Annotated in this window: 25 protein-coding genes and 2 pseudogenes; 23 read left to right on the top strand and 4 right to left on the bottom strand. The window is 74.8% G+C overall.

What is annotated here, in order from left to right; genetic code table 11:
- The first annotated feature begins 271 nt into the window (after positions 1–271).
- The 3 genes and pseudogenes from E9549_RS05370 to E9549_RS24020 all read left to right on the top strand — a co-directional run bounded on the left by E9549_RS05370 (position 272) and on the right by E9549_RS24020 (position 1,780).
- On the top strand, positions 272–850 hold the full coding sequence (locus tag E9549_RS05370) for an MBL fold metallo-hydrolase (protein ID WP_236825511.1): 579 nt from the start codon (positions 272–274) through the stop codon (positions 848–850).
- Positions 851–932: 82 nt separating this feature from the next.
- Positions 933–1,576: pseudogene (locus E9549_RS05365) on the top strand (DUF817 domain-containing protein); the annotation flags it as partial.
- A gap of 45 nt (positions 1,577–1,621) precedes the next feature.
- Entirely contained in the window at positions 1,622–1,780 is a 159-nt protein-coding gene (locus E9549_RS24020) for a hypothetical protein (protein ID WP_236825559.1), read from the top strand.
- Here the strand turns inward: E9549_RS24020 and E9549_RS05355 are convergent, their stop codons facing one another.
- Complete coding sequence (locus E9549_RS05355; protein WP_236825510.1) at positions 1,781–3,217, bottom strand: serine hydrolase; 1,437 nt, start codon at positions 3,215–3,217, stop codon at positions 1,781–1,783.
- A 69-nt stretch (positions 3,218–3,286) separates the two neighbouring features.
- Between E9549_RS05355 and E9549_RS24445 the strand changes: the two are divergent.
- Positions 3,287–3,997, top strand: a pseudogene (locus E9549_RS24445) (SemiSWEET transporter); the annotation flags it as partial.
- A 33-nt stretch (positions 3,998–4,030) separates the two neighbouring features.
- Here E9549_RS24445 and E9549_RS05350 read toward each other — a convergent pair.
- Positions 4,031–5,170, bottom strand: coding sequence for a glycosyl hydrolase (locus E9549_RS05350; RefSeq protein ID WP_236825509.1), 1,140 nt, complete (start codon positions 5,168–5,170; stop codon positions 4,031–4,033).
- Between the two features lie 96 nt (positions 5,171–5,266).
- Here E9549_RS05350 and nagB point away from each other — a divergent pair, with 96 nt between their 5' ends.
- A complete protein-coding gene (gene nagB / locus E9549_RS05345; RefSeq protein WP_236825508.1) occupies positions 5,267–6,043 on the top strand; it encodes a glucosamine-6-phosphate deaminase in 777 nt (258 codons plus the stop codon).
- Between the two features lie 71 nt (positions 6,044–6,114).
- Here nagB and E9549_RS05340 read toward each other — a convergent pair whose 3' ends face one another.
- Entirely contained in the window at positions 6,115–6,315 is a 201-nt protein-coding gene (locus E9549_RS05340) for a hypothetical protein (protein WP_236825507.1), read from the bottom strand.
- A 65-nt stretch (positions 6,316–6,380) separates the two neighbouring features.
- Here E9549_RS05340 and mgrA point away from each other — a divergent pair, with 65 nt between their 5' ends.
- The 15 genes from mgrA to E9549_RS05265 all read left to right on the top strand — a co-directional run bounded on the left by mgrA (position 6,381) and on the right by E9549_RS05265 (position 21,142).
- Positions 6,381–7,412, top strand: coding sequence for an L-glyceraldehyde 3-phosphate reductase (gene mgrA, locus E9549_RS05335; protein WP_236825506.1), 1,032 nt, complete (start codon positions 6,381–6,383; stop codon positions 7,410–7,412).
- A gap of 55 nt (positions 7,413–7,467) precedes the next feature.
- Positions 7,468–7,758 carry a hypothetical protein gene (locus E9549_RS05330; protein WP_236825505.1) on the top strand — a complete coding sequence of 97 codons (291 nt, stop codon included), beginning with the start codon at positions 7,468–7,470 and terminating at the stop codon, positions 7,756–7,758.
- A complete protein-coding gene (locus tag E9549_RS05325; protein WP_236825504.1) occupies positions 7,755–9,002 on the top strand; it encodes a hypothetical protein in 1,248 nt (415 codons plus the stop codon). The genes E9549_RS05330 and E9549_RS05325 overlap by 4 nt, the downstream gene beginning before the upstream one ends.
- Positions 9,003–9,010: 8 nt before the next feature.
- Positions 9,011–9,598 (top strand): hypothetical protein, encoded by a 588-nt coding sequence (locus E9549_RS05320; RefSeq protein WP_236825503.1) that lies wholly within the window; start codon positions 9,011–9,013, stop codon positions 9,596–9,598.
- Positions 9,595–10,170, top strand: a complete 576-nt coding sequence (locus E9549_RS23750; protein ID WP_304505722.1) for a hypothetical protein — start codon at positions 9,595–9,597, stop codon at positions 10,168–10,170. Before E9549_RS05320 ends, E9549_RS23750 begins: the two co-directional genes overlap by 4 nt.
- Before the next feature lie 66 nt (positions 10,171–10,236).
- Entirely contained in the window at positions 10,237–12,315 is a 2,079-nt protein-coding gene (locus E9549_RS05310; protein WP_236825502.1) for a glycosyltransferase, read from the top strand.
- A gap of 94 nt (positions 12,316–12,409) precedes the next feature.
- Positions 12,410–12,622: a DUF4177 domain-containing protein gene (locus E9549_RS05305; protein ID WP_236825501.1), complete on the top strand. Its 213-nt coding sequence runs from the start codon at positions 12,410–12,412 to the stop codon at positions 12,620–12,622.
- Positions 12,619–13,170: a DUF4334 domain-containing protein gene (locus tag E9549_RS05300; protein WP_236825500.1), complete on the top strand. Its 552-nt coding sequence runs from the start codon at positions 12,619–12,621 to the stop codon at positions 13,168–13,170. The genes E9549_RS05305 and E9549_RS05300 overlap by 4 nt, the downstream gene beginning before the upstream one ends.
- Positions 13,171–13,452: 282 nt before the next feature.
- The gene (locus E9549_RS05295; protein ID WP_236825499.1) at positions 13,453–15,048 is read left to right on the top strand and encodes an ABC transporter substrate-binding protein; all 1,596 of its coding nucleotides are present in this window, start codon (positions 13,453–13,455) and stop codon (positions 15,046–15,048) included.
- A gap of 13 nt (positions 15,049–15,061) precedes the next feature.
- Positions 15,062–16,078 (top strand): ABC transporter permease, encoded by a 1,017-nt coding sequence (locus tag E9549_RS05290; RefSeq protein WP_236825498.1) that lies wholly within the window; start codon positions 15,062–15,064, stop codon positions 16,076–16,078.
- A complete protein-coding gene (locus E9549_RS05285) occupies positions 16,075–16,959 on the top strand; it encodes an ABC transporter permease (RefSeq protein WP_236825497.1) in 885 nt (294 codons plus the stop codon). The genes E9549_RS05290 and E9549_RS05285 overlap by 4 nt, the downstream gene beginning before the upstream one ends.
- Positions 16,956–17,801, top strand: a complete 846-nt coding sequence (locus tag E9549_RS05280; protein WP_236825496.1) for an ABC transporter ATP-binding protein — start codon at positions 16,956–16,958, stop codon at positions 17,799–17,801. The genes E9549_RS05285 and E9549_RS05280 overlap by 4 nt, the downstream gene beginning before the upstream one ends.
- Position 17,802: 1 nt before the next feature.
- Complete coding sequence (locus E9549_RS05275) at positions 17,803–18,837, top strand: ABC transporter ATP-binding protein (RefSeq protein ID WP_236825495.1); 1,035 nt, start codon at positions 17,803–17,805, stop codon at positions 18,835–18,837.
- Entirely contained in the window at positions 18,837–20,474 is a 1,638-nt protein-coding gene (locus E9549_RS05270; protein ID WP_236825494.1) for a DUF885 family protein, read from the top strand. The genes E9549_RS05275 and E9549_RS05270 overlap by 1 nt, the downstream gene beginning before the upstream one ends.
- On the top strand, positions 20,468–21,142 hold the full coding sequence (locus E9549_RS05265) for a YitT family protein (RefSeq protein WP_236825493.1): 675 nt from the start codon (positions 20,468–20,470) through the stop codon (positions 21,140–21,142). Before E9549_RS05270 ends, E9549_RS05265 begins: the two co-directional genes overlap by 7 nt.
- Before the next feature lie 11 nt (positions 21,143–21,153).
- Here E9549_RS05265 and E9549_RS05260 read toward each other — a convergent pair whose 3' ends face one another.
- Positions 21,154–21,570, bottom strand: coding sequence for a DUF4440 domain-containing protein (locus tag E9549_RS05260; protein WP_236825492.1), 417 nt, complete (start codon positions 21,568–21,570; stop codon positions 21,154–21,156).
- A gap of 259 nt (positions 21,571–21,829) precedes the next feature.
- On the opposite strand from E9549_RS05260, the gene E9549_RS05255 reads away from it, so the two are divergent.
- The 3 genes from E9549_RS05255 to E9549_RS05245 all read left to right on the top strand — a co-directional run bounded on the left by E9549_RS05255 (position 21,830) and on the right by E9549_RS05245 (position 24,478).
- Entirely contained in the window at positions 21,830–22,306 is a 477-nt protein-coding gene (locus E9549_RS05255) for a nuclear transport factor 2 family protein (protein WP_236825491.1), read from the top strand.
- Positions 22,307–22,380: 74 nt separating this feature from the next.
- Positions 22,381–22,575 (top strand): hypothetical protein, encoded by a 195-nt coding sequence (locus tag E9549_RS05250; RefSeq protein WP_236825490.1) that lies wholly within the window; start codon positions 22,381–22,383, stop codon positions 22,573–22,575.
- A 124-nt stretch (positions 22,576–22,699) separates the two neighbouring features.
- Positions 22,700–24,478 carry an ABC transporter substrate-binding protein gene (locus E9549_RS05245; RefSeq protein ID WP_236825489.1) on the top strand — a complete coding sequence of 593 codons (1,779 nt, stop codon included), beginning with the start codon at positions 22,700–22,702 and terminating at the stop codon, positions 24,476–24,478.
- Positions 24,479–24,507: the final 29 nt, after the last annotated feature.

Genomic DNA, 24,507 nt, shown 5'->3' with positions numbered 1-24,507 from the left:
AGGCATCGAGCGGGCCGGCCCCGACCCGCGCCGGCGACCGGACAGGGACCGGCCCTGTCGTGCACGCCCCGGGGATCGCGCCGCGAGTCGGCGAACGGCCATCAGCCCGGGCAGTTCACGGGGACGTGGTCGAAGTGGTTCGCCGTCACGCTCCGGGCACGTCGCCGGCCACTCGATCCGCGGCGGCCTGAGTGCGGGCGAACCGCTCCCGCTGAATGGGCGATCACGGCGGTGGCGCGCGGTCCGTGCCGCCGCTGTTACGGTCCGCCGCATGACGGAGCTGGCGCGCACCGCCCGCCTGGACGTCCTGGTCGAGGGCCACGTGCGCATGCCGCACGTGGCGGGCACGGTCAGCCTGGTCCGGGACGCCGGCCGGGTCGTCGTCGTCGACCCCGGCATGGTCGCCGACCGGGACCTCATCCTGGCCCCGATGCGCGAGCTCGGCGTCCGCCCCGAGGACGTCACCGACGTCGTCGTCAGCCACCACCACCTCGACCACACGCTCAACGTCGCCCTGTTCCCGGTGGTCCCGGTACACGACTTCCAGTCCGTCATCGAGGGCGACACCTTCACCCGCCGGGCCGCCGAGGGCACGCAGCTGACGCCGGCCATCCGGCTGCTGGCCACGCCCGGGCACACCCCGCAGGACATCACAACCCTCGTCGGCACCCCCGACGACGTCGTCGCCCTGACCCACCTGTGGTGGACCGAGGAGGGCCCGGCCGACGACCCCTACAGCCACGACCGCGACGAGCTGCGCCGGCAGCGGGAGCGCGTGCTCGACCTCGCCACCCTCGTGGTCTGCGCCCACGGCGCGCCCTTCCGCCCCGGCCCGGCCACCGTCCGGTGACCGACCGCCGGCCAGGCGCCGGCAGACACGCGCGGGCCGCGCAGACGCCAGCGGGCCGCGGGAACGACCTAGCCTCCGCCCGGTGAAGCAGCTGCTGCGGTTCGCCTGGATCGAGGCGCAGTGCTGCCTCTTCGCCGTCCTCTTCTTCGTCGGCCTGGCGCTGGTCCGGGTGGTGCCGCTGCCGATCGACGCCGCCGACGCGCTGCTGCTGTGGTCCCTCGGCGTGACGCTGGCGCTGTGGCTGCTCCGCTGGGAGACCGGCCGCGAGGTCGCCGTCATCTTCGGCTTCCACCTCGTCGGCCTGGTGCTCGAGCTGTTCAAGGTCGCCCAGGGGTCGTGGTCCTACCCGGACACCGGTCTGGCCACGGTCGGCGGGGTCCCGCTCTACAGCGGCTTCATGTACGCCGCGGTCGGCAGCTACGTCTGCCAGGCCTGGCGCCGGTTCGACCTCCGGATCGGCACCTACCGCGCGCGCAGCACCGCCGTCGTCGCGGCGCTGGTCTACCTCAACTTCTTCACCCACCACGTCACCTGGGACGTCCGGCTGCCGCTGGCCCTCCTGCTGCTCGCCGTCACCTGGCGGACCGGGGTGCACTTCACGGTCGGCCGGCGGCGCTACGTGATGCCGCTCGCGCTCTCGTTCGTGCTCATCGGCTCTTCCTCTGGGTCGCCGAGAACGCCGCCACCCTGCTGCGCGCCTGGCAGTACCCGTCGCAGGAGTCGGTGTGGACGCTCGTCCACGCCGCCAAGCTGGGGTCGTGGTCGCTGCTGGTGGTGGTCAGCATCGTGCTGGTCGCGGCGGTGAAGGCCCGGGAGGGGCAGCTGTACGGCCGGCCCGGTGACCGGACGGTCTTCCGGGCCTACGAGGCGCCCGAGGTGCCCCCGCTCCCCGCGCCGCTCGCCGACCGGGTGCCCGCCGCCGGTGCCTAGCTAGCTCCAGAGCCCCGGCGACGGTGCCGGCCCGCCGGTCATCGAGGCGCGTCGGCGGCGGAACTCCTCGACCTGCCGGTAGGTGACGCCGCCCAGCCGCAGCGACACGACCCGGCCACCGGCGTCCCGCTCCAGCGGCACGAGCTCGCCGGCCGGCCCGAACCCCGGTTGCGGGGCGACCCGCAGCGTGCCGGCGTCGACCACCTGCAGCTCCTCGACGCCGGGCAGGGGGTCGGGCCAGGTCGGCCGTACGAGCACCAGCCGCCCGGCGAGCTCGGCGACGTCGACCACGCCCCAGAGCCCGGCGAACCGGCCGGTGGACGACGACGGTGGTGGGCTCCCGGGGGGCGCGGCCGGCACCTCGGTGCGCGGGTGCAGCGCGACGTCGACCAGCTTCACCAGCCCGGTCGCCAGCTCCTCGGCGGGGCCGTCGATCGCGTTGGTGAGCACGCTGACGACCAGCCCGTCGGCCGGGTCCACGAAGGTGACGGTGATCTGCCCGGGCCACCCACCGCTGTGCCCGACCAGCTGCCGCTCGCCCACGGTGGTCAACGCCAGCCCCAGCCCGTACCGGCCGACCTCGGTGCCGTAGGCGGTCACCACCGACTCCAGCCGCTGCATCACCCGCTTGGCGTCGTCGCCGAGCAGTCGGTCGTCCCCGAGCACGTGGGCCGAGCCGTAGAGGGCGAGGTCCTCGGCGGTGGAGAAGAAGCCGGTCGCCGCGGCGAAGGCGCCGGTGCCCCCGGAGCCGAGGGGCTCGCGGGTCTCCTCGCCCAGCAGCAGCCCGGTGTGCCCGCTGACGTGCTCGTCGGCGCGGGCGGGCTCGTGGTCGGCGCCGGTGCGGGTGAGGCCGAGCGGCTCGAGGATCCCGCGGCGGACCGCCTGGGCGTAGGGCACGCCGGTGACGGCCTCGATCGCCAGCCCGACCAGCGCGTAGCCGACGTTGGAGTACTTGAAGTGCTCGTTGCGGCGCAGCACCGGGCCCGCCCGCAGCGCCGCCGCGATCACCCCCGCCCGGTCGGGGAAGGGCTGCTCCAGCTGCCAGAAGTCGGCGTCGGCGCCGTCCCGGGTGACGCCGGCCTGGTGCCCGAGCAGCTCCCGGACGGTCACCCGGGCCACCGGCGAGGCGCCCGCCTCGAGCTCCGGTACGTGGACCCCGATCGGGTCGTCGAGCCGCATCCGCCCCGCTTCGACGAGCTGCAGCACCAGGGTCGCGGTGAACGTCTTGGAGTGCGAGGCGACGCGGAACAGGTGCTCGGGGGTCAGCGGGGCCCCGGTCGAGACGTCGGCAACCCCGAACGCGGCCGACAGCACCAGTTCGCCGCCGTGGCGGACGGCGACCTGCACGCCGGGGACGCGGCGGTGCCGCACCTGGGCGTCCAGCCACGACCGCAGGTAGCCGCCGGCGGCGCGGATCGTCTCGGTGCGGGTCGTCACGGCCGCCCAGCCTACGAGCGTGCGGCAGACGTCACAGAGCGCAATCGGAAGATCACGTTCCGGTCACGGATGGATGACGCCGATGACGTCCCCGGTCACCGCCGGCCCAGCCGCTCACCGCCGAGCGCCCCGCACCCCGTTCCCGGTGACCGCTCCTCGCACCGACTCCGAACGGATCCCCGCTCCACCATGTCCGCCGCTCTCGGCATCCTCGCGGCCACCCTCAGCATCTCCGTCGTCTGGCCCCAGGTCTGGCGGTCCTGCCGGCACCGCCGCACCCTCGGCCTCTCACCCACCAGCGCCTGGCTCGCCGTCGCGCTCAACCTCTGCTGGCTCGCCTTCGGCCTGCTCTCCGGCGATCCCGTGCAGATCGTCACCAACGCCGTCGTCGGCACGGGCAACGCCGCCGTCCTCGTGGCGCTGCTGCTCACCCAGCCCCGGTTGCGCGCCCCGCACGTGCTGCTGCGCACCGCACCGGGCGCCGCCGTCCTCGCCGCGCTGGCCGCCGGGGGGCTCGCCGGCACCAGGTTGCTCGGCACCGACCCGGCGGCGGCCGCGGCGCTGCTGGGCGGGATCGCGTCCGTGGTCGGCGCGGCGGCCGCGCTGCCGCAGCCGGTCAGCCTGCTGCGCGACCGCACGCAGGACCTCTCCGGGCTCTCGCCGGCGCGGTGGTGGCTCGGCTCCGGCGCCTGCGCCGCCTGGACCGGTTACGGCTGGTGCCTCGACCAGGCCGCGGTGTGGCTGTCGGCCGGCGTCGGGCTGTGCTGCTCGCTGGTCGTCTGCGGGATGCTCCGCGCCCGGCGGGCCATCGGTTCAGCCTCCGCAGCGGGGGACGTCGCCGGCGTCGAGGGCCCACTCCGGCAGGTCGGCGCGGAAGGCGTCGCGCACCGGCGTGGACCCGGTCGCGCGCCAGTCCACCCGGCCGCCGACCTCCGGCTCCTCCTTGGCCCACTCGAACCAGTTGATCATCGCCAGGCGGGGCAGCCGCTCGGCCAGCCCCGGGTCGAACAGCTGCCGCCACCAGGTCTGCTTCACGGCCAGCTCGCCGTCGCCACCGCCGTCGGGGGCGAAGAACGCCGCGGTCTCCGGGATGGCCACCGGCTTGCCGTACCGCTCGCCGTACTCGGCGTAGAAGTCCGGTAGCCCCCGGTCGTCCCCGCCCCGCCCGGCGTAGGTGCCGGTCAGCTGGGCGAGGAACTTGCCCGGCTCGGGCACCTCGTTCTCCCCCCACGGGTGGGCGTCGCCCCAGTGGTAGAGCGACATCCCGACCCAGTCGACGGCGTCCTCGCCCGGCCAGTACGGGGCGTAGGGGTCGTCGGCCGCCGAGACCACGCCGTCGCCGTCGGTGTCCAGCGCGGCGACGTCGGCCGAGGCGCTCGCCGCGTGGACGCCGCCGGTGAACGGGTACCCGCCGCCGTAGTTGGGCGCCCACATGACCGCCGAGCCCGGCGCCCCCGCGTGGACGGCGGCGGCGATCCGCCGGAACGCCTCGACGTAGGCGCCCGGCTGCTGCCCCCACGGGTACCAGGAGCCGTTCATCTCGTGGGCGAAGCGCACGACCACCGGCACGCCCCGCTCGTTGTAGCCGGCCAGCCGCCCGGCCAGGGCTGCGGACGCGTCGTCGGTGACGGCGGCCAGCCCGTCGTGCGGCTCCAGGGTGAGCAGCAGCAGGCCCCCCTCGCCCCGCACCTGCTCGACGGCGGCGTCGAGGTTGCGCTCGTCGGCGGGGGAGAAGGGGAAGCCGGTGAAGGAGACGGCGACGGCGGGGCGGGAGCCCAGCGCGGCGGAGTGCTCGGTCAGCGTGCGGTCGCCCCAGTCCAGGTTCACCCCGAGGTAGACCCCGTCGGCTGCACCCGGCCGCGTCAGCTCGGCCGCCGGGCACACCGGCCCGGTCGCCCCGCTGGTACCGGCGCCCGGCGTCCCGCACCCGGACAGCAGGGCGGTGGTGGTCACGGCGGAGAGGGTCAGGGCCGGCAGTCGTCGCACACCGTCCCATCGGACGACGGGCGCCGCGGCTGAAGCGGGGCGCACCGGTGGGATCCTGGGGCCGTGGAGGTGGTCATCCTCCCCGGGCCCGACGAGGTCGCCCGGGTCGCGGCGCGGCGGATCGCCGAGGCGGTCCGCCGGCGCCCGGACGCCGTGGTCGGTCTCGCCACCGGCTCCTCGCCGCTGGGCCTCTACGCCGAGCTGGCCCGGCAGGTCGCCGCCGGGTGGCTGGACGTCTCCGGCATCCGCGGCTTCGGGCTCGACGAGTACGTCGGGCTCCCGCCGGGGCACCCGCAGAGCTACGCCTCGGTCCTGCGGCGCACCGTCGTCCAGCCGCTGGGGCTCGACCCCGCCCGGGTGCACGTCCCCGACGGCGGCGCGGCCGACCTGGACGCGGCGGCGGCCGGCTTCGAGCGGAGGATCGAGGCGGCCGGTGGCATCGACGTGCAGATCCTCGGCATCGGCGCCAACGGGCACATCGGTTTCAACGAGCCGACGTCGTCCCTGTCCTCGCGCACCCGCGTCAAGACCCTCGCCCCCCGGACGCGGGCGGACAACGCGCGCTTCTTCGGCTCCCCGGAGGACGTCCCGGTGCACTGCCTGACCCAGGGGCTGGGCACGATCCTGGAGGCGCGGGAGCTGGTGCTCGTCGCGCAGGGGAGGGCCAAGGCCGACGCCGTGGCGGCCGCGGTGGAGGGCCCGCTCAGCAGCATGTGCCCCGCCTCGGTGCTGCAGCTGCACCCCCGGGCCGGGGTCTACCTGGACGAGGCGGCGGCCGCACGGCTGCGGCTGGCCGACTACTACCGCCACACCTGGGCCCACCGGCCGGGCGGGGGTTGATGCCGGCGGGCCGCACCCGCTCGCGGGCGGAGGGGGTGGCGACGCCGACGGCGATCGATCCGCCGCGGGGGTCAGACCCGGTCGTCGCGCTTCAGCCGGCCGTACGCGGCGGTGGCGAGGAGCAGCAGCACGCCCACGAGCAGCAGCCAGATCAGGCCCTCGACCACTGCGAGCACCGCGCCGACCACCGAGAGCACCAGCCACGCGACCAGCAGGAACCCGAGCACGCGCAGCAGCACAGGAACCTCCAGGGGCCGGGTGGACGCGTCCACCCTGGGCGGCGGACCTCCCCGGGGGCGGTGCGGCGCGTGCGGCGGCGGTGCCGCAGGATCGGCGCATGGCCTACTCCGCAGCCGACGACCGCTACGACTCCATGACCTACCGCCGCACCGGGCGGAGCGGGCTGGACCTGCCCCTGCTCAGCCTGGGCCTGTGGCACAACTTCGGCGACGACGTGCCGTTCGACCGCCAGCGGGACATCCTGCGGCGGGCCTTCGACCTGGGCATCACCCACTTCGACCTGGCCAACAACTACGGCCCGCCCTACGGCAGCGCCGAGACCAACTTCGGGCGGCACCTGGCCGACGACTTCCGGCCCTACCGGGACGAGCTGGTCATCTCCACCAAGGCGGGCTACGACATGTGGCCCGGGCCGTACGGGCAGGGCGGGGGCTCGCGCAAGTACCTGCTGAGCAGCCTGGACCAGTCGCTGGCGCGGATGGGGCTGGAGTACGTCGACATCTTCTACAGCCACCGGCCCGATCCCGCGACGCCGCTCGAGGAGACGATGGGGGCACTGGACACCGCCGTCCGCTCCGGGAAGGCCCTCTACGCCGGCATCTCGTCGTACTCGCCCGAGCAGACCCGGCGGGCCGCCGCCATCCTCGCCGACCTCGGCACGCCGCTGCTGATCCACCAGCCCTCGTACTCGATGCTCAACCGCTGGATCGAGCGGGAGCACCTGCTGGACGCGCTCGCCGACGTCGGGGCCGGCTGCATCGCCTTCTCGCCGCTGGCCCAGGGCATGCTCACCGACAAGTACCTCGGGGGGGTGCCGGAGGGGTCGCGGGCCAGCCAGGGCAAGTCGCTCTCGCCCGACCTGCTCACCGAGCAGGCGCTCACCCACGTCCGCGCCCTGGACGGCCTGGCCCGTGAGCGCGGGCAGTCGCTGGCCCAGATGGCGCTGGCCTGGGCGCTGCGCGACCCGCGGATGACCACCGTGCTGATCGGGGCCAGCAGCGTGGGCCAGCTGGAGCAGAACGTCGGGGCGCTGGGGAACCTCGCGTTCACCGACGACGAGCTCGCGGCGATCGACCAGCACGCCGTCGACGCCGGCATCGACCTGTGGGAGGGCCCCCGCACCGCCTGACCCGCCTGTGGACGACGGGTCCGGGGCAGGGTCGTTCCTGCCTAGGGTCCGCGGCGTGGGTGATGGCCTCGAGGTGGAGACGGCGGTCCTGCGCGATGCGGGGCGGGCCCTGCTGGTCGTGCACGGTGAGTTCGACCGCGCGCGGGACACCGCCGACGTCGGCGGTGACGTCATCGCGCACGACCGGCTGCGGGAGCGGCTGCGGGAGTTCGGCACCGGCTGGGACCGCCGGCGGACCGAGATGGCCGAGCTCATCGCGGGGCTCGGCCAGGCCGCGCAGGACGCCGCGGAGCTCTACGAGCGGATCGAGACCGAACTCGTCGCCGCCCTGGCCGGTGAGCGGTGAGCCGCCCGCGGGACTGGTCGCCGCTGCGCCCGTCGGACCCCGTGGGCGGCGACGCGGGAGCGGTCGCCCGGCTCGCGCGGCAGTACGCCGGCACGGCCGCGGCGATCACCACGGCGGCGACGGCGCTCCGCGAGATCCACGGCAGCGCGACCGTGTGGGACTCCGGCGCCGGCCGGGCGTTCCGGGAGCGCACCGCAGAGGTGGCCGGCACGATCGAGCAGGCGCTCGCCCGGTACGAGGGGACGGCGGCGGCCCTGGCCGGCTACGCGCGCGCCCTGGAGGACGTCCAGGCCCGTGCCGACGTCGTCCTGGCCCGCGCCCGGGAGGCCGAGGAGGCCCGGGACGCCGCCTGGCGGGCCCGTGAACGGGCCGCCGCGCAGCCGGAACCCGACCCGGTCGCCGAGCGCCGGGCGCACGACGACGCCGCGGCGGCCACCGGGGGCATCCGGGCGGCCGGCGAGGAACTGGCGTCCCTGGAGGCCGAGTGGCGGGCGGCGGGGGAGACCGCCGCCGACGCCGTCGACGACGTCCTGGGCGCCGACGACCTCGCGGACGGCTTCTGGGACGACGTCCTGGACGTGATCGCCGTCGTCACCGGCTGGGCCGGGAAGGTGGCGGGGGCCCTCGGCCTCGCGGCGTTCCTCCTCGGCGCGATCCCGGGTCTGCAGCCCTTCGCCGCACCGTTCGCCGCGCTGGCCCTCGCCGCCGGTGCCGTCTCCCTGGTGGGCAACACGGTGCTGCTGGCGAGCGGCCGGGCGGGGCTCGACGCCGTGCTCTGGGACGTCGCGGGCGTGCTGACCTTCGGGGCCGGTCGCGCCTTCGCGCTGGCCGGCCGGGCGGTGGCCACGGGCACCCGCGGGCTGGCCCGCCCGTCCCTCGTCACGCACCTGCGGGGTTCGGGGATGACCCGCCGGGAGGCGCGGGCGGCCTCGCGCGTCGCCGCGTCCCCGGGACCGGCGGCCGGCGCGCTCACCTCCCGGGCCCGCGACCCGCGCGGCTGGCTGCCCACCCGCGGGGAGTGGGCCGAGGCCTACCGCCGGTCGGGGTTGTGGCGTGATCCCGTCGCCGGCCCGCCCACCTTCCTCCCCACGGCCGCGACGGCCGCCCCCCAGGTGCAGACCGGCCTCTCCCGCGTCGCCCGGGCCGAGGGCGCGTGCCTGCTCGCGAACGCCGCCGGCACCGTTCCCGCCGCCAACGCCTTCGCCGGCAGCGGCGGCCCGGCTCCGGCCCGGGCGGCCAGGTGACCGCCGGGGTGCCGGGGGCCGTCGGGGTGCGGCCGCGCGACTTCACCTTCGCGGTGCCCGGCGACTGGGTGCGGATCCGCGTCCTGGACGACGCGGAGCGGGACGCCGACATCCGCCGCACCGCCCGGGCGGTCATCCGGGGCCGCCCCGACCGGGACCGGCTGATGCCCCAGGTGGCCCGCGTGCTGCACGACGCGGTCGCCGCGCGGGTGGACAGCCGCACGGTCGAGGTGCACCTGCCGGTGCTCCAGGAGGGCGCCCCACCGCTCGCCTGCGCCCTGGCGGTGGGGGTGGTCCCCCCGGCGGCCGGCGACCGGCCCGGCGCACACGAGGCCGCATTCCTGGCCGCGGCCGGTCCCGGGGGGTCGGCCGACGTGGTGGAGCTGCCCTGCGGGCCGGTGGCTCGCCTGCGCCGCCGGGTGCTCGCGCCCGCTCCCGGTGGCCGCCCCGTCCAGACGGCGGTCGCGCAGTACCACCACCCGGTGCCCGGCGGCGGCTTCGTGCTGCTGAGCTTCTCCACGCCGCTGCTGGAGCTGCTCGACCCGCTCACCGCGCTCTTCGACGCCGTCGCGGGCTCGTTCCGGTGGCTCCCGTGACGGGCTGGGAGTACTCCGTCGAGCCGTCCGACGTGGGCTGGGTGTGGCTGCCCCGGTCCGGTGCCGTGGCCGGGTGGGCGCGGGAGGTCTGCGCCGACCTGGGTGCCCACGGGCAGGGCGCGGCGCGGCTGGGTGCGCAGCTGCGGTCGCTGGGCGCAGCGCTCCGCCAGGGCCCGCCCGACCTGGCCGCGCTCTGGGTGCCCGACCCGGTCCACGGCGTCCTGGCCAGCCTCCGTGCGGACCGGTACCGGCTGACCACCGGGCTGGCGGAGCTCGCCGAGCAGGAGCGGGCCGCCGCCGGGCGGGGCCTCGCGCCGCCCGCCGTGGACCTGGTCCCGCTCCCGGCCGGCCCGGCGCTGCGCGTCCGGCGGGTGGCGCGGCAGGTGGCGGGCCAGGGCGAGGGCCTCCTGGTCGAGAGCGTCAGCCACCTCGTCGCACCGCCGGGGGCGGTCGAGGCCGACGGCGTGCCGACGGGTGTGGAGCTCGTCATGGCCTGGACGCTGCTGCACGAGGGGGAGCAGTTCGCGGACATGGCCGACCGGACGGCCGAGGGGCTCCGCGGCAGCGGCTGACCGCGGGCCCGGGCCTCACCCCTCGGGGGGATGTGCCCGGCCGGTGCGCGTGTCGATGCCTGCTGCGTGAGCACGGACCGGGCGGCGCTGGACCGCCCCAGCGGGACGCGGGACGCCGTCCCGGCGCCGGAGAGCGCCGCGCGGCTGCTCGTGGTGCGCGCGGTGGCCGTCACCGCCGTCGTGGCCACCGCCGCCTACCTGACCTGGCGGCTGCTGGCGACCCTGCCCGAGGGCCCGGCGCTCTGGCTGGGCGTCCCCTTCCTCGCGCTGGAGCTCTACGGCGGGCTCGCCCTCGTGCTGTTCGTGATGACGACCTGGGACGTCTCACCGGCGACCGTGCCGACGCCGCGTCCCGGGCCGGCGCCGTCGGTCACCGTGCTGGTCGCGACCTACGACGAGCACCTGGACGTGCTGCTGCCCACCGTCGCCGCCTGCCTGGCCATGGAGGGCGAGCACGAGACCTGGGTGCTGGACGACGGTGACCGGCTCGAGGTCGAGGAGATGGTGACCGCGCTGGGCGCCCGCTACGTCAGCCGCACCGAGCACGACCACGCCAAGGCGGGCAACCTCAACCACGCGCTGGCACTGGTGGGCACCGACCTCGTCGCGGTGTTCGACGCCGACCACGTGCCCGACCCGGAGTTCCTCACCCGGACGCTGCCCTACTTCGCGGACGACCGGCTCGCGCTGGTGCAGACGCCGCAGCACTTCTACAACACGAGCTCCTTCGAGCACCTGCGCCCGGGCGTCGACCTGCACGAGGAGTCGCTGTTCTACCGGGTGATCCAGGCCGGCAAGCACCACGCGGGTGCGGCCTTCTGGTGCGGGACCAACGCCGTGCTGCGCACCGAGGCGCTGCGCCAGGTCGGCGGGGTGGCCACCGAGTCGCTCACCGAGGACTTCCACACCACCATGAAGCTGCATCGCGCGGGCTGGCGGAGCGCCTACCACAACGAGGTGCTCGCCCGGGGTCTGGCCGCGGGCAGCCCGGCTGCCTTCTACGCGCAGCGCCGGCGCTGGGGCCGGGGCGCGATGCAGGTGCTGCGGCACGACAACCCGCTGACCGCTCCGGGGCTCGCACCCAGGCAGCGGCTGGGGTATCTCTACTCGCTGTCGGCGTGGTTCGACTCGTGGCGGACGCTGGGCCTCGCCCTCGTGCCGGTGACCGTGCTGCTCACCGGGGTGTTCCCGGTGGACGCGCCGCCCGTGCTCTTCGCGGTGATGGCCGGCGTCCCGTTCCTGCTGCAGCAGGTCGCGCTGACCCTCCTGTCGCGCGGCTTCGCCCCGGCGCGGTTCTCCCTGCTCTTCGAGGTGGTCCGGCTGCCCTCCAACCTGGCCGCCACGCTCTCGCTCGTGCTGCGCGGCACCGGCCGGTTCGCGGTCACCGCGAAGGGCCGCACGGGGGCGGAGCGGACCCGCGCGCGGGTGCCGGCGGTGCTGCTCGTGCTGGCCGCCGTGCTCGCCGGGAGCCTGCTCTTCACGGCCGCGAGCGTGGCCGGCTGGACGCCGATCCGGCACGGCCTGGGCGGCACCACGCTGGTGCCGGTCTTCTGGGTGGTGAGCACGCTGGGCTTCGTCGTCGCCGGCATCCGCCGCATCCGCGACCCGCGCTTCTCCGCCGAGCGGCGCGACGGGCACCGGTTCCCGGCCGCGCTGCCCGCCGTCGTCGACGGCGTCCCGGCCCGGCTCGTCGACGTCTCGCTCGGGGGCGCGCAGGTGCGCGTCCGCGGGGTCGGCGCCTCGGTCGGGGCCGAGGTGGAGCTGGGCATCCGCGTGCCCGACCGCGCCGCGCACGTCGTCTTCCGCGCGGTGGTCCGGTCCCGCGTCGACGACGTCCACCGCCTGCAGTTCACCGGCCGGCAGTGGCGCGAGCTGGCGGCGCTGTCCGCGACGGCGTTCGGCGCCGGTGCGGCCCGCTGGGCGGCCACCGAGATCACGCCTGTCGCCCTCGAGGCACCCGCCGCCGGTCGCCGCGTGCCGGCCGCCTCGGTCAACCCGGGCGCGGTGGCCGCCGCGGTGCGCAGCCCGTTCGTCTCGCCGCTCCCGCGCCCGCCGGTCGACGAGGACACCCGGCCCATCCCGCGGCTGACCCCGGAGCTGGAGCGCACCCTCGCCGCGGCCGGCGGTGGTGGCGCCGGCCGGTGAGACCGCCCCGCCCGGGCCGTCCGGCTCGACGCCACCGGGCCGGCGGGGCAGGCTGGCGGGCGACCGACGCGATCACCGGGAGGACGGGCGATCCATGGCTGCCGCGCGCTACGAGTACAAGGTCGAGGAGATCCGCGAGGGCCTCATCGGCGGCACGATGTCCGGCGGGAAGCCGGAGAAGGTGCGGGGCGACCACGCCCGGAACGGCTGGCAGCCCACGGCGATCACCGCGGTCGAGGTCAAGGGCCGGATCGGCCCCGGTGGCGTCGACGGCGTGCTGGCGACCTTCGAGCGCCCGGTGGGATGACGCGGGAGTCCCTCGGCACCGACCAGTGGCCGGCGCAGGCCGCCCGGGGCATCCCCAGGGACGAGGCCCTCGCGATGTTCGACCTCGCGCAACCGGTGGCGGTCGAGGAGATGTTCGGCCGGTGGCGGGGGAGCGGGGTGCCCACCGGGTCGCCGCTGGACGGCCTGCTGGAGCGCTACGGCTGGTGGGGCAAGGAGTTCCGTGACGCCGAGACGGCGCACCCGCTGCTGTTCGCCACGCGCTCCGGGCCGCGGCCGGTGAACCCGGCGCCGGTCCCGCTGGGCGTGCTGCGCAGGTTGCCCGCACTGGCGCACCGCACGCCCGCCCGCCTCGCCTTCACCGCCGTCCGGCCCCTGCTGACCACCCGCCGCCCGAAGGCCCGGCTGCGCGCCGTCGAGCACCGCGGGGTCGTCACCGCGGCGATGGTCTACGACCGGCTGCCGATCGTCGACGTCTTCAAGCGGGTGGGCAGCCGGACCGTGCTCGGCCTGATGGACCTGCGGGGCCTGCCCGACCCCTTCTTCTTCCTCCTCGCGCGCGAGGCCTGACCACCGCGCAACCCGGCCCTCCTCGGGTGCCGGCCACCCCGGAACGGGGTCCGGTACCGCGCGGGAGCGCCCCGCTCGCCGCCGTGCGACGACGGCAGCCCCCGGCTGCGGCGTCTGCCCGCGGCCGCCTCCGGCGTGCCGCGACGCGTCCGACAACTTCGGCCGACGTCCTTGCCGACGCATCGGATGATGCGGCAGGCTGCGCTTCGCGAACAGAAGTTCGCAGAGTGCACGCGGCCGAGCACCGTTCGGCAGGCCCGGCCGGGCGAGCGAGGAGATGACATGTCAGGACCACGACGGCGGGTGGGCTTCGCGGCACTCTGTGCCGGAGCACTCGCACTGACGGCTTGCGGCGGCGACGCGGAGGGCACCGGCGCGACCGCCGGGGACCTCCCCGAGACGCTCGTGGTGGACAAGGCGTTCGACCTGAAGACGGCCGACCCGGGCCGCCAGTTCGAGGTCGCCGGCACGATCGTCGGCAGGGCGCTCTACGAGACGCTGGTGACCTTCGAGGACGGCGACCTGTCCGAGGTGGCCCCGGCGCTGGCGACGGAGTGGACGGTCAACGATGACGCGACGGAGTACACCTTCACCCTCGAGGAGGGCGTCACCTTCGCCGACGGGTCACCGCTGGACTCCGACGACGTGGTCTTCTCCATCAACCGCGTCAAGAACCTGAAGGGCAACGGCTCCTTCCTCGTGGAGGGGATCACCGCCGAGGCCGACGGCCCGGGCACCGTGGTCCTCCGCAGCGAGCAGCCCAACCCCCAGCTGCTGCGCATCCTGCCCCGCCCGAGCCTGGGCATCCTCAACGCCGACGCCGTCCGCGAGAACGGTGGCACCGACGCTCCCGACGCGGCGGAGACCGACACGGCGGAGGAGTTCCTGAACTCCCAGTCGGTCGGCACCGGGCCCTACGTCCTGGACCAGTTCAGCACCTCCACCGAGACGGTGCTGGCGGCCAACCCGGACTACCGCGGTGAGGCGCCGCCCTTCCAGCGCATCGTGCTGCGCAACGTCGAGGGCCCGACGCAGGCGATGAACGTCCAGAGCGGCCAGAGCCACATCGCGCTCGACCTGGCGTCCGAGCAGCTGGCCGGCCTGCGGGGGGACCCCAACCTCCTGATCGACGAGGTCGCCTCGCCGAACATCTGGTTCACCTTCGCCAACGCCGACCCCGCGGTCTCGGAGATCACCTCCTCCCCGGACTTCCGCGAGGCGGTGCGCTACGGCATCGACTACGACGGGCTGCTGGAGATCGCCGGTGACGGCGCCGTGCGGGTCCCCGGCATCATCCCGAACGTCTTCTTCGGCGCGCTGGACCAGGACCAGGCACCCCAGCGCGACGTGGAGCGCGCGAAGGCCGCCGTGGAGCGGCTGGGCGGCCCGGTGACCGTGGAGCTGGAGTACCCGAGCGACTTCTCGGCCAACGGGCTGAGCTTCGGGCCGGTGGCCGAGCGCCTGCAGGCCGGCCTCGCCGAGGTGGGCGTGAACCTGGAGCTCAAGCCGGGCCCCATCGCCACCACCCTGGAGACCTACCGCAACGGCCAGGAGCAGATGGGGCTGTGGCTGTGGGCGCCGGACTACCCGGACCCGGCCGACTACCTGGCCTTCGGCCCCGGTGAGCTCGTCGGCAAGCGGGCCGGCTGGCAGGCGGGTGCCGCGCCGGAGATCGAGCGCGTGATGGCCGAGGTCGCCGGTGAGTCCGACGACGAGCGTCGCGCGGTGCTCTTCGAGGAGTTCCAGCAGCTCATGAACGAGGAGGGGGTCATGTTCCCCGTCTTCCAGCCGACCGCCGCGGTCGTCGCCTCCGCCGACATCGGCGCGGTGCCCTTCCACCCGGCGTGGACGCTGGACCTCACCGCGATCGGGCGCTGAGGGAGGACCGGCCGTGCTGCTGAGGTTCCTCTCCCGGCGGGTGGTGGCGACCGTCGTGCTCGCCTTCGGGGTCGTCCTGGCGTCGTTCGTGCTGACGAACGTGGTCCCGGGCGACCCGGCGGCGGCGAACCTCGGGCAGCAGGCGCTCGAGGACCCCGAGGTGGTGGCCGCCTGGCGCGCGGCCAACGGGCTGGACCAGCCGCTGGTCGTCCAGTTCGGCAACTACCTGGTGAACCTCGTCCAGGGCGACCTCGGCGTCTCGCAGCAGAGCCGCCGGCCCGTGCTCACCGATCTCGGTGAGTTCGGGCCGGCCTCGGCGGAGCTCGCGCTGGTCGCGGTGGTGGTCAGCCTCGTCGTCGGCATCGGCTGCGGTACGTGGGCGGCGTTGCGCCGCGACCGACCCGTCGACCAGCTGTTCCGGGTGCTCAGCCTGGGGGGCGTCTCCGTGCCGCTCTTCTGGCTGGCGCTGATCGCGGTCTACGTCTTCAGCTTCCAGCTGGGCTGGTTCCCCAGCGCGGGCCGGCTCGACCCCGGCGAGGCGCCACCGCCGAAGGTGACCGGGATGTACACCGTCGACGCGCTGCTCGCCGGTGACCTGGCAACCTTCGGCTCGGCGCTGGAGCACGTGATCCTGCCGGCGCTGGTCCTCGCCGCGTTCACGGTCGGCCTGCTCACGCGCTTCGTGCGCAGTTCGGTGCTCGAGGTGCTGGGCAACGACTACGTCCGGGCGGCGCACGCCAAGGGGCTGCCCCTGTCGCTGATCGTCCGGCGGCACGTCATGCGCGGTGCGCTGATCCCGATCATCACGGTCGTCGGCACCGCGTTCGCCTCGCTGCTCGCGGGGACCGTGCTCGTGGAGCGGATCTTCTCCTGGCCCGGGATCGGGTCCTACGCCTTCCGCAGCGCGACCACCCTCGACCTGCCCGCCATCATGGGAGTCAGCCTCTTCGTGGCCTTCGTCTACATCCTGGTCAACCTCGTCGTCGACGTCCTCTACGGCTTCATCGACCCGAGGATCCGGACCGCATGAGCGCCGTCACCGCACCCGCCGCACCGGTTCCCGCGCGCCGTCTGCGCATCGGTCCCGCGTGGCGCCGGCCGCTGGCGCTCGTGGGGGTGACCGTCGCCCTGGGCTGGGTCGTGCTCGCCGCGTTCGCCCCGTGGATCGCACCGGCCGATCCCCTGGCACAGGAGGCGGCTCGCTTCCTGCCGCCGTCGGCGGAGCACCTGATGGGCACCGACGGCCTCGGCCGGGACGTGCTGTCGCGGGTCGTCCACGGTGCGCGGATCAGCATCCCGCTGGCCTTCATGCTGGTGGCCCTGTCGTTGGTCTTCGGTGCGGTCGTGGGCGCCGTCTCCGGCTACGTCGGCGGCAAGCTCGACGAGGTCCTCATGCGCGTCGTGGACCTCTTCTTCGCCTTCCCCGCGATCATCCTGTCGATGGCGGTCGTGGCGGCGCTGGGGCCCAACCTGCGCAACGCCGTGCTGGCCATCGTCGTGGTCTCCTGGCCGGTGTACGCCCGGGTGACGCGCAGCCTCGTGCTGAGCCTGCGCAACAGCGAGTTCGTCGCCTCCAGCCGGTTGCTGGGGATCTCCTCGATCCGGGCGCTCGTCCGCGAGATCCTGCCCAACGTGGCCGGCCCCGTGCTGGTGCTCGCCACGCTGGAGCTCGGCAACGCGGTCCTGCTGCTCTCGGGGCTGTCCTTCCTCGGCCTGGGTGCGGTGCCGCCGACCCCCGAGTGGGGTGCCATGGTGTCCGAGGGCGCGCGAACCTTCGGCTTCTGGTGGGTCGGGGTCTTCCCGGGCCTGGCGATCCTGTCGATCGTGCTGGCCTTCAACTTCCTGGGGGACAGCCTGCGCGACGCCCTGGACCCCCGGACCGCCCGCGCGACGAGAGGGACGTCGGCATGAGCCTGTTGGAGATCGACGGGCTGTCCATCCGGCTCCCGGGGCGCGACGGCGGGAAGGCGCTGGTCGAGGACGTGAGCCTGCACGTCGCGGCCGGAGAGGTCGTCGGCCTGGCCGGCGAGAGCGGCAGCGGCAAGACGCTCACCGCGCTCTCGGTGCTCGGCATGGTGCCGCACGGAGCGCGGACCGGGGGAGAGGTGCGTTTCGACGGGCGCGACGTCCTGGCGCTGCGGCCCCGGGACCTCCGCGAGCTGCGCGGTGCCCAGGTCGCGATGGTCTTCCAGGACCCGACCACCGCGCTGCACCCGATGCTCGACGTCGGCACCCAGATCACCGAGCACCTCCGCGTCCACCGCGGGATCTCGAAGAGGGCGGCCGCCGCCCGGGCGCTCGAGCTCCTGGAGCAGGTGCGCATCCCCAACCCGGCGGAGGCCGTGCGCGCCTACCCGCACCGGTTCTCCGGTGGGATGAAGCAGCGCATCGCCATCGCCGTCGCGCTGGCCTGCGAGCCGCGGCTGCTGATCGCCGACGAACCGACGACGGCGCTCGACGTCACCGTGCAGGCCGGTGTCCTGCGGCTGCTGGACGACCTCCGGGCCCAGACCGGGATGGCGGTCCTGCTCATCACCCACGACCTGGGTGTCATGAACGTGACCAGCGACCGGCTCTACGTCATGAAGGCGGGCCGCGTGGTGGAGGAGGGCCGGACCCGGGAGGTGCTGGCCGCCCCCGGCCACCCGTACACCGCCTCGCTGCTCGACGCCCTGTCCGACCCGGGCACCGCCCCGGAGGGCGGTCCCGACCACCGTTCCCCCGGCGTGGCGGCGACCGGGCTGGGAGGCTGACGTGACGACGCAGACGCTGCTGGAGGTCCGCGACCTCTCGGTGGACTACGTGCGGGACCGGCAGCTGGTCACCGCCGTCGCGGGTGTGGACCTCGACGTGCGGGCCGGTGAGGTGGTCGGCCTGGTCGGCGAGTCCGGTTGCGGGAAGTCGACGCTCGCGCGGGCCGTCGTCGGGCTGCTGCCGCGGGCCGGTGGCACGGTGACCCTCGACGGCCGCCCCGCCCGCGAGGTCGGCCGCTCCGCACGGCCCGTCCACGACCGGCGGCTCCAGATGATCTTCCAGGACCCCTACGCGTCCCTGAACCCGCGGCGGAGGGTGGGCCGGCAGATCGCCGACGGCCTCCCGCACTCGCTCACCGGTCCGGCCGCCCGGTCGGCCCGGGTCGGGGACCTGCTCGTCGCCGTCGGGCTGGACCCCGAGGTGGCCGGGCGGTACCCCCACGAGTTCTCGGGCGGGCAGCGGCAGCGCATCGCGATCGCCCGGACGCTGGCCGCCGAGCCGTCGGTGATCGTCGCCGACGAGGCGGTCTCCGCGCTCGACGCCTCCACGCAGGCGCAGGTGGCCGACCTGCTGCTCGACCTCGTGCGCTCCCTCGGCATGGGGCTGCTGTTCATCTCGCACGACCTGTCGGTGGTCCGGCGGATCGCCGACCGCGTGGCGGTCATGTACCTGGGCCGGATCGTCGAGTCCGGCCCCACGGCCCAGGTGTGGGACCGTCCGCAGCACCCGTACACGTCGGCCCTCATGGCCGCCGTGCCCCGGCTGGGCCGGGACGCCGAGCTGCCGCGGGCCCTGACGGGCGAGGTGCCCGACCCGGCCAGCCCGCCGGAGGGCTGCCGGTTCTCGACCCGCTGCCCGCGCGTCGCGGCCCCCTGCCACGTCGACGACCCGGTGCTCCTGCCGGTGGGCACCGGTCACCTGGCCGCCTGCCTGCTGGCCGGGGCCACCGGTGCGGGCCCCGACGACGGGCGCCCGCTGTCCCTCACCCCTCGCACGCTGCCGGCGGACGACCGGCACCCGACCCGGAAGAGCTGATGACCGCCGAGACCGCCGTACGTGACCTGGGTGCCGAGATCTGGGAGTGGCGCCTGGCCACCGCCCTGCGGACCTCCGACGACATCCCGCGCGTGGACCACCCCGCGGGCTGGCTGCCGCAGTTCTCCGCGGCGGCGGTCGAGGAGAAGCGCCGGCGGGCCGCGGAGTTCCGCGCCAGGTGGGAGGGGCTGGACGTCTCCTCGGCGCCCGTACCGGTGCAGGTGGACCACCGGCTGCTCGGCTCCGCGCTCGCCCGGGTGACCTGGGACCTCGACGTCCTGCGCAACTGGGAGCGGGACGCCGTGCTGCTCGTGGGGCAGGTCCTGGGCCCCTACTTCGACCTGCTCCTGCGCCCCCCGCCGTTCGACGCCGCGACCCGCGGCAGCCTGCAGGCGGTCCTCGACGCCGTGCCCGCACAGGTGGCCGTGGCCCGCGAGAACCTGGCGCGGGCGGGGGCCGGGCCGCTCGCCCGCGCCGCCGCACGCCTGCTCGGCGACATCGAGGAGGCGCTCCCGACGTCGGTCGCCGGGCTGCGCGAGCACCTGGACGCCGGCCAGTTCGACGCCCTGGCGAGGGCGGCCGGGACCGCGGTGCGGTCGCTCGTGGAGCTGCGGGAGTGGCTCTGGTCGGCGGCCCCGGGCATGACGACGACGGTCGGGGTCGGGCGGGAGGCGTTCGTCTGGTTCCTGCGGCACGTCGCGCTCACCCCCGCCGAACCGGAGGCGCTCGTGGCCGCGGCCCAGCAGGAGTACGACCGCGCCGTCGTCTGGGAGACGCTGGAGCGCAACCGCAACCGGGAGGTGCCGCTGCCCGCGCTGCCGGTCACGGCCGAGGAGCAGGTGGCCCGCCAGGCGCGGGACGCCCGCCAGGTCCGGGACTTCTACGAGCGCGAGGGGCTGCTCTCCCAGCCGCCGACGCTGCGCGACTACCTCACCGCACCGCTGCCGGCCTACCTCCGGCCGATCCAGTGGCTCGGCGTCACGGACGACCTGACCTTCGAGGGCCGGCTGCACGAGGACGGCGTCTCCTACACGCCCGACCCGGGACCGGCGCTGCCGTACTTCTACGCGGCCAACGCGCGGGACCCGCGGCTGGGCATCGTCCACGAGGGCGCCCACTACCAGCAGCTGGCGTTGTCCTGGGCCCACCCCGACCCCCTCCGCCGTCGCTACTACGACTCGATCCCCAACGAGGGCATCGCCTTCTACAACGAGGAGCTGATGCTGCAGGCCGGGTTGTTCGACGACGCGCCGCACTCCCGGCAGGTCGTGCACAACTTCAACCGGCTCCGGGCCCTGCGGGTCATCGTCGACGTCAACCTGGCGACCGGCGCGTGGGGCGTCGACGAAGCGGTCGCGGCGTTCGTGGACCGGGTGCCCATGGACGAGGAGACCGCCTTCGAGGAGACCGCGTCCTACGCGGCGAACCCCGGGCACGCGATGACCTACCTCGTCGGCAAGCGCGAGATCCTCCGGATGCTCGCCGACGCGGTCGCCCGCCTGGGCGACTCCTTCTCCCTGCGCGCCTTCCACGACCACGTCTGGCTGAACGGCAATGTGCCGTTCTCCCTGCAGCGCTGGGAGCTGCTCGGCGACCGCAGCGACGTCGACGCGCTCGACGCAGCCGGCCGGTGGTGACGCGGAGGGCCGAGCAGCCGGTGCGGACGGTGCTCTGGCCCACGCGCCGCCAGCTGCGCGCCCGGCTGCCGCGGCTCGTCGTCGGGCTGGTGGTCATCGCGCTCGGCATCGCGCTGATGGCCCGGGCCGGAACGGGGCTGCCGCCCTACGAGGTGCTGCACCAGGGCATCGCCCGCCGGACCCCGCTCACGCTGGGGCAGGCCTCGATCCTGCTGGGGCTGCTCGTGCTCGTGCTGTGGATCCCGCTCCGCCAGGTCCCCGGCCTGGGCACGGTGCTCAACGTCGTGGGGGTAGGCCTGGCCACGGACGCGTTCCTCGCCGTGCTCCCCGAGGCCGACGGCGTGCTCGAGCGGACCGTCTTCACCGTGGTCGGGGTGACCGTCATCGGGATCGGCATCGGCCTCTACATCGGCGCCGGGCTGGGCCCGGGGCCACGGGACGGTCTGATGACCGGCCTGGCGGCCCGCGGCATGCCGGTGTGGGCGGCCCGCCTGGGCCTGGAGAGCAGCGCGCTGGTCGGCGGGCTGCTGCTCGGGGGCACGGTCGGGCTGGGCACCGTGCTGTTCGCCGTGGCGGTGCCCTTCCTAGCGCATGGCACGCTGCGCGTCTTCACCGTCTCGGAGCCTGCACCCGCCCCGGGCCGCGCGGTGACCGGCACCGGGCGCTGATCCGGCACCGGTCAGCCGCGGACGACGTCCTCGTGGTTGTGCGCCATGCGCCAGCCCTGGGGGTGGCGCCGCCAGACACCGGTGTTGCGGATCGTCTGCGACGGAGCGGCGCCGTCGGCGAAGTGGACGTGGAACACGTGGCGGCACAGCGCCACGTCCTCCCACACGTCGATGACGGGCTCCTCGACGTCGATGGCGCACACCCGAGGCGCACCGGGACCGGTGGGCCGACGGTCGCGGAGCGCCTCCAGGCCGGCGGTGCCGTGCACGAGGGGCTCCTCCTCGGAATCCCAGATGGTCATGTCCTCGTGCAGGTACCGGGCGCTGGGGGCGCGGTCGCCGGCGATGTGGGCGGCGTACATCTCCTGCACGGCGTCCCAGATGAGCGTGCGGACGGCGTCCGGGTGCTGCGTCGCGTCGATCGTCACGGCATGTTCGTATCACGAACAATCATTCGATGGACGAACTCTTGCCGTCCCGGTGCCGTGAGACGGAGGGGCGGTCGCGACCGGCCGGCGACCCGCCGCGCCCACGGGGGGTGCTTGTTCGCATCAAGAACCGTAGTGCAATATGCGAACGGCAGACCGGTCCGGCGGACGGGGCGCCGGGCGGTGGAGCCCGCCCCCGCCGCCGGCGGCAGCATCGGGCGCCGGCCGCCCGCCACACCGAGGGAGGAGGTTCCCGCCGATGGATCTTGCCCGTGCCGTGCGGGAGATCGGCGACCGGCAGGCCGTGGCCGACCTGGTGCACGCCTACTGCGCCTTCTTCGACGAGAACCGGCCCGACGACGTGGCCGCCCTCTTCACCCCCGATGCGGTCGTCGACTACGGACCCGAGAGCCCCACCATCGTCGGGGCCGGTGCCATCGCGCGGACCATCGCGATCGGGCTCGCCGGGACCTTCGCGGCGACCAGCCACCACGTGTCCAACCTGCAGGTGGTCCTGGACGGCGACGACTCCGCCCGCAGCACCTGCTACCTCTACGCGTGGCACCGCTACGTGGACGGTTCGCCGGACGGGGAGCTGTGGGGGCGGTACCACCACCGCTTCGTGCGCACACCGGGGAGCGGGTGGCGCATCGCCGGGCTCCGCCTGGAGGCGGCCGGCTCCGTCGACTTCCACCGGGCGGCCATGCACCCCATCGGGCGCCGCCCGGTGGCATGACCGGGCGCCGCGCGGCGGCGCCCCGACACGGACGGCGCGCCGTCCGCCCACCACCGCACCCACCAGGAGGAACCGTGAAGACCACCCCTGCCGTCGAGCGCGACCGCGGGGTCATCGTCAACGTGACGCTGACCGTGCTGAGCCTGGTCGTCTCGCTCTACGCGATGTACGCCGTCGACAACGCCCAGGAGGAGCTCGAGAAGGTCGAGCTGCGCCTGGTGTGCCTGGAGATCCCCGGCCCGAACGACTGCGGCGCCGACGGTCGCTGACCGGCACCGCCGGCCGTCACGAGAAGCTTACGTTCGCATAACGAACAAGTGATCGCTTGACGAACAGGCGGGGTGCGCGGTTGGCTGCGCTGGAAGCAACCCCGAGACAGCGAGAAGGCGGGAAATGAACCAGAAGAGGATCCTCGTCACGGCCGCGGTCGCCGCGTTGGTGCTGAGCGCCTGCGGCGACGACTCGGGTGGGACGGAAGCCGACGGCAGCAGCGAGCCGCGCACCGGCGGCACCCTGAAGCTCGCCGGGAACGCCGATGTGCTCCACCTGGACCCCTCGTCGGCCTACAGCGTCGGCGAGTACCAGATCCACCGCGCCACCACGCGCAACCTGTTCTCGCAGGTCATCGACCCCGACAACGAGGGCGGCCCGGCGATCCCGGCCGCGGACCTCGCCCTGGAGATCCCGACCGTGGAGAACGGCGGCATCTCCGAGGACGGCCTGACCTACACCATCGAGATGCAGGAGGGCATCGAGTTCGACGCCCCCGACGGCCCGCGTGAGATCGTGGCCGAGGACGTCGTCCGGGCGATGGAGCGGCTGTGCAACCCGGTCGAGCCCTCCGCGGTGGCCAGCTACTTCACCGAGACGATCGCCGGGCTCGAGGAGTACTGCACCGGTTTCGCCGAGGTCGACGGCACGGTCGAGGCCATCCGGGCCTACATCGAGGACAACGACATCAGCGGCGTCCAGGCCACCGGCGAGCACACGGTCCAGTTCACGCTCAAGCAGCCGGCGGCGGACTTCCTCAACATCCTCTCGCTGGGCGTCTTCACCTCGCCGCAGCCGGTCGAGTACCTCGACTACCTGCCCGACTCCCCGGAGCTGCGGCAGAACATGATCGCCTCGGGCCCGTACCGCATCGCGTCCTACGAGCCGGACCAGAGCTTCGTCCTCGAGCGCAACCCCGTCTGGGATGCCGACTCCGACCCGATCCGCGAGGCCTACGTCGACCGGATCGAGGTCGCCGTCGGGCAGGACGCCGCCGCGGTGCAGCAGCAGATCGAGGCCGGCACCGTCGACATGCAGTTCTCCGACGCCGTCGTCCCGGCGGCGCAGGTCCCGGCGCTCTACCGCGCCCAGGACGAGCGGCTGGTCATCGGTGGTGACGGCGGGATCAAGCCCTACATCGTCATCAACACGCTGAGCCCGAACGCCGACGGCGCCTTCGCCAAGACCGAGGTGCGCCAGGCGCTCAACTTCGCGGTCGACAAGCAGGCCATCCAGCAGGTGCTCGGCGGCGAGGCGGTCGCCACCATCGCCAACCAGGTCCTGCCCCCCGTCGTCCCGGGGCACGAGGAGATCAACCCGCTCGACGTCCCGCCGTCCGGTGACCAGGAGCGGGCCCGGGAGATGCTGGCCGAGGCCGGCTACCCCGACGGGGTGCCGGTCAAGCTGCTCTACCGCGAGACCGAGCCCTACCGCACGATCGCCACGATCATGCAGCAGGACCTGGAGGAGGCCGGCTTCCAGGTCGAGCTCCTGGTGACCACGCAGAACGCCTTCTACGGCGAGTACCTGCAGAACGAGGACGCCACGCGGGCGGGCGTCTGGGACATCGCCCCGGCCGCCTGGGGGGCGGACTACTTCGGCGCCCGGGCCTACCTGGTGCCGATGCTCGACGGCCGCACCTACAGCGCCGGCTCGCCGAACTTCGGTGGCTGGAACAACGAGGAGTTCAACGCGGCCATCGACGAGGCGCTCGCCGCCACCGACGAGGAGACGGCGAACGCGGCCTGGGCCGAGGCGGACCGGATCGCGGCCGAGGACGCCGCCTGGGTCCCCGTCGCCTTCACCCAGACGCCGACCATGCACTCCGAGCGCCTCGGCGGCTTCGAGTTCCTGAGCTGGACGCGCAACGGCGACGTCGCCAACGTCTGGATCGAGGAGTGACCCGCTAGCCCACCTCCCGCCCCCCTGGC

It is taken from the genome of Blastococcus sp. MG754426 (genome assembly GCF_021699055.1).
Classification (GTDB): Bacteria; Actinomycetota; Actinomycetes; order Mycobacteriales; family Geodermatophilaceae; genus Blastococcus.
The sequence above is the reverse complement of the archived record's forward strand: the minus strand, read 5'-3'. Positions and strand labels throughout refer to the sequence as shown.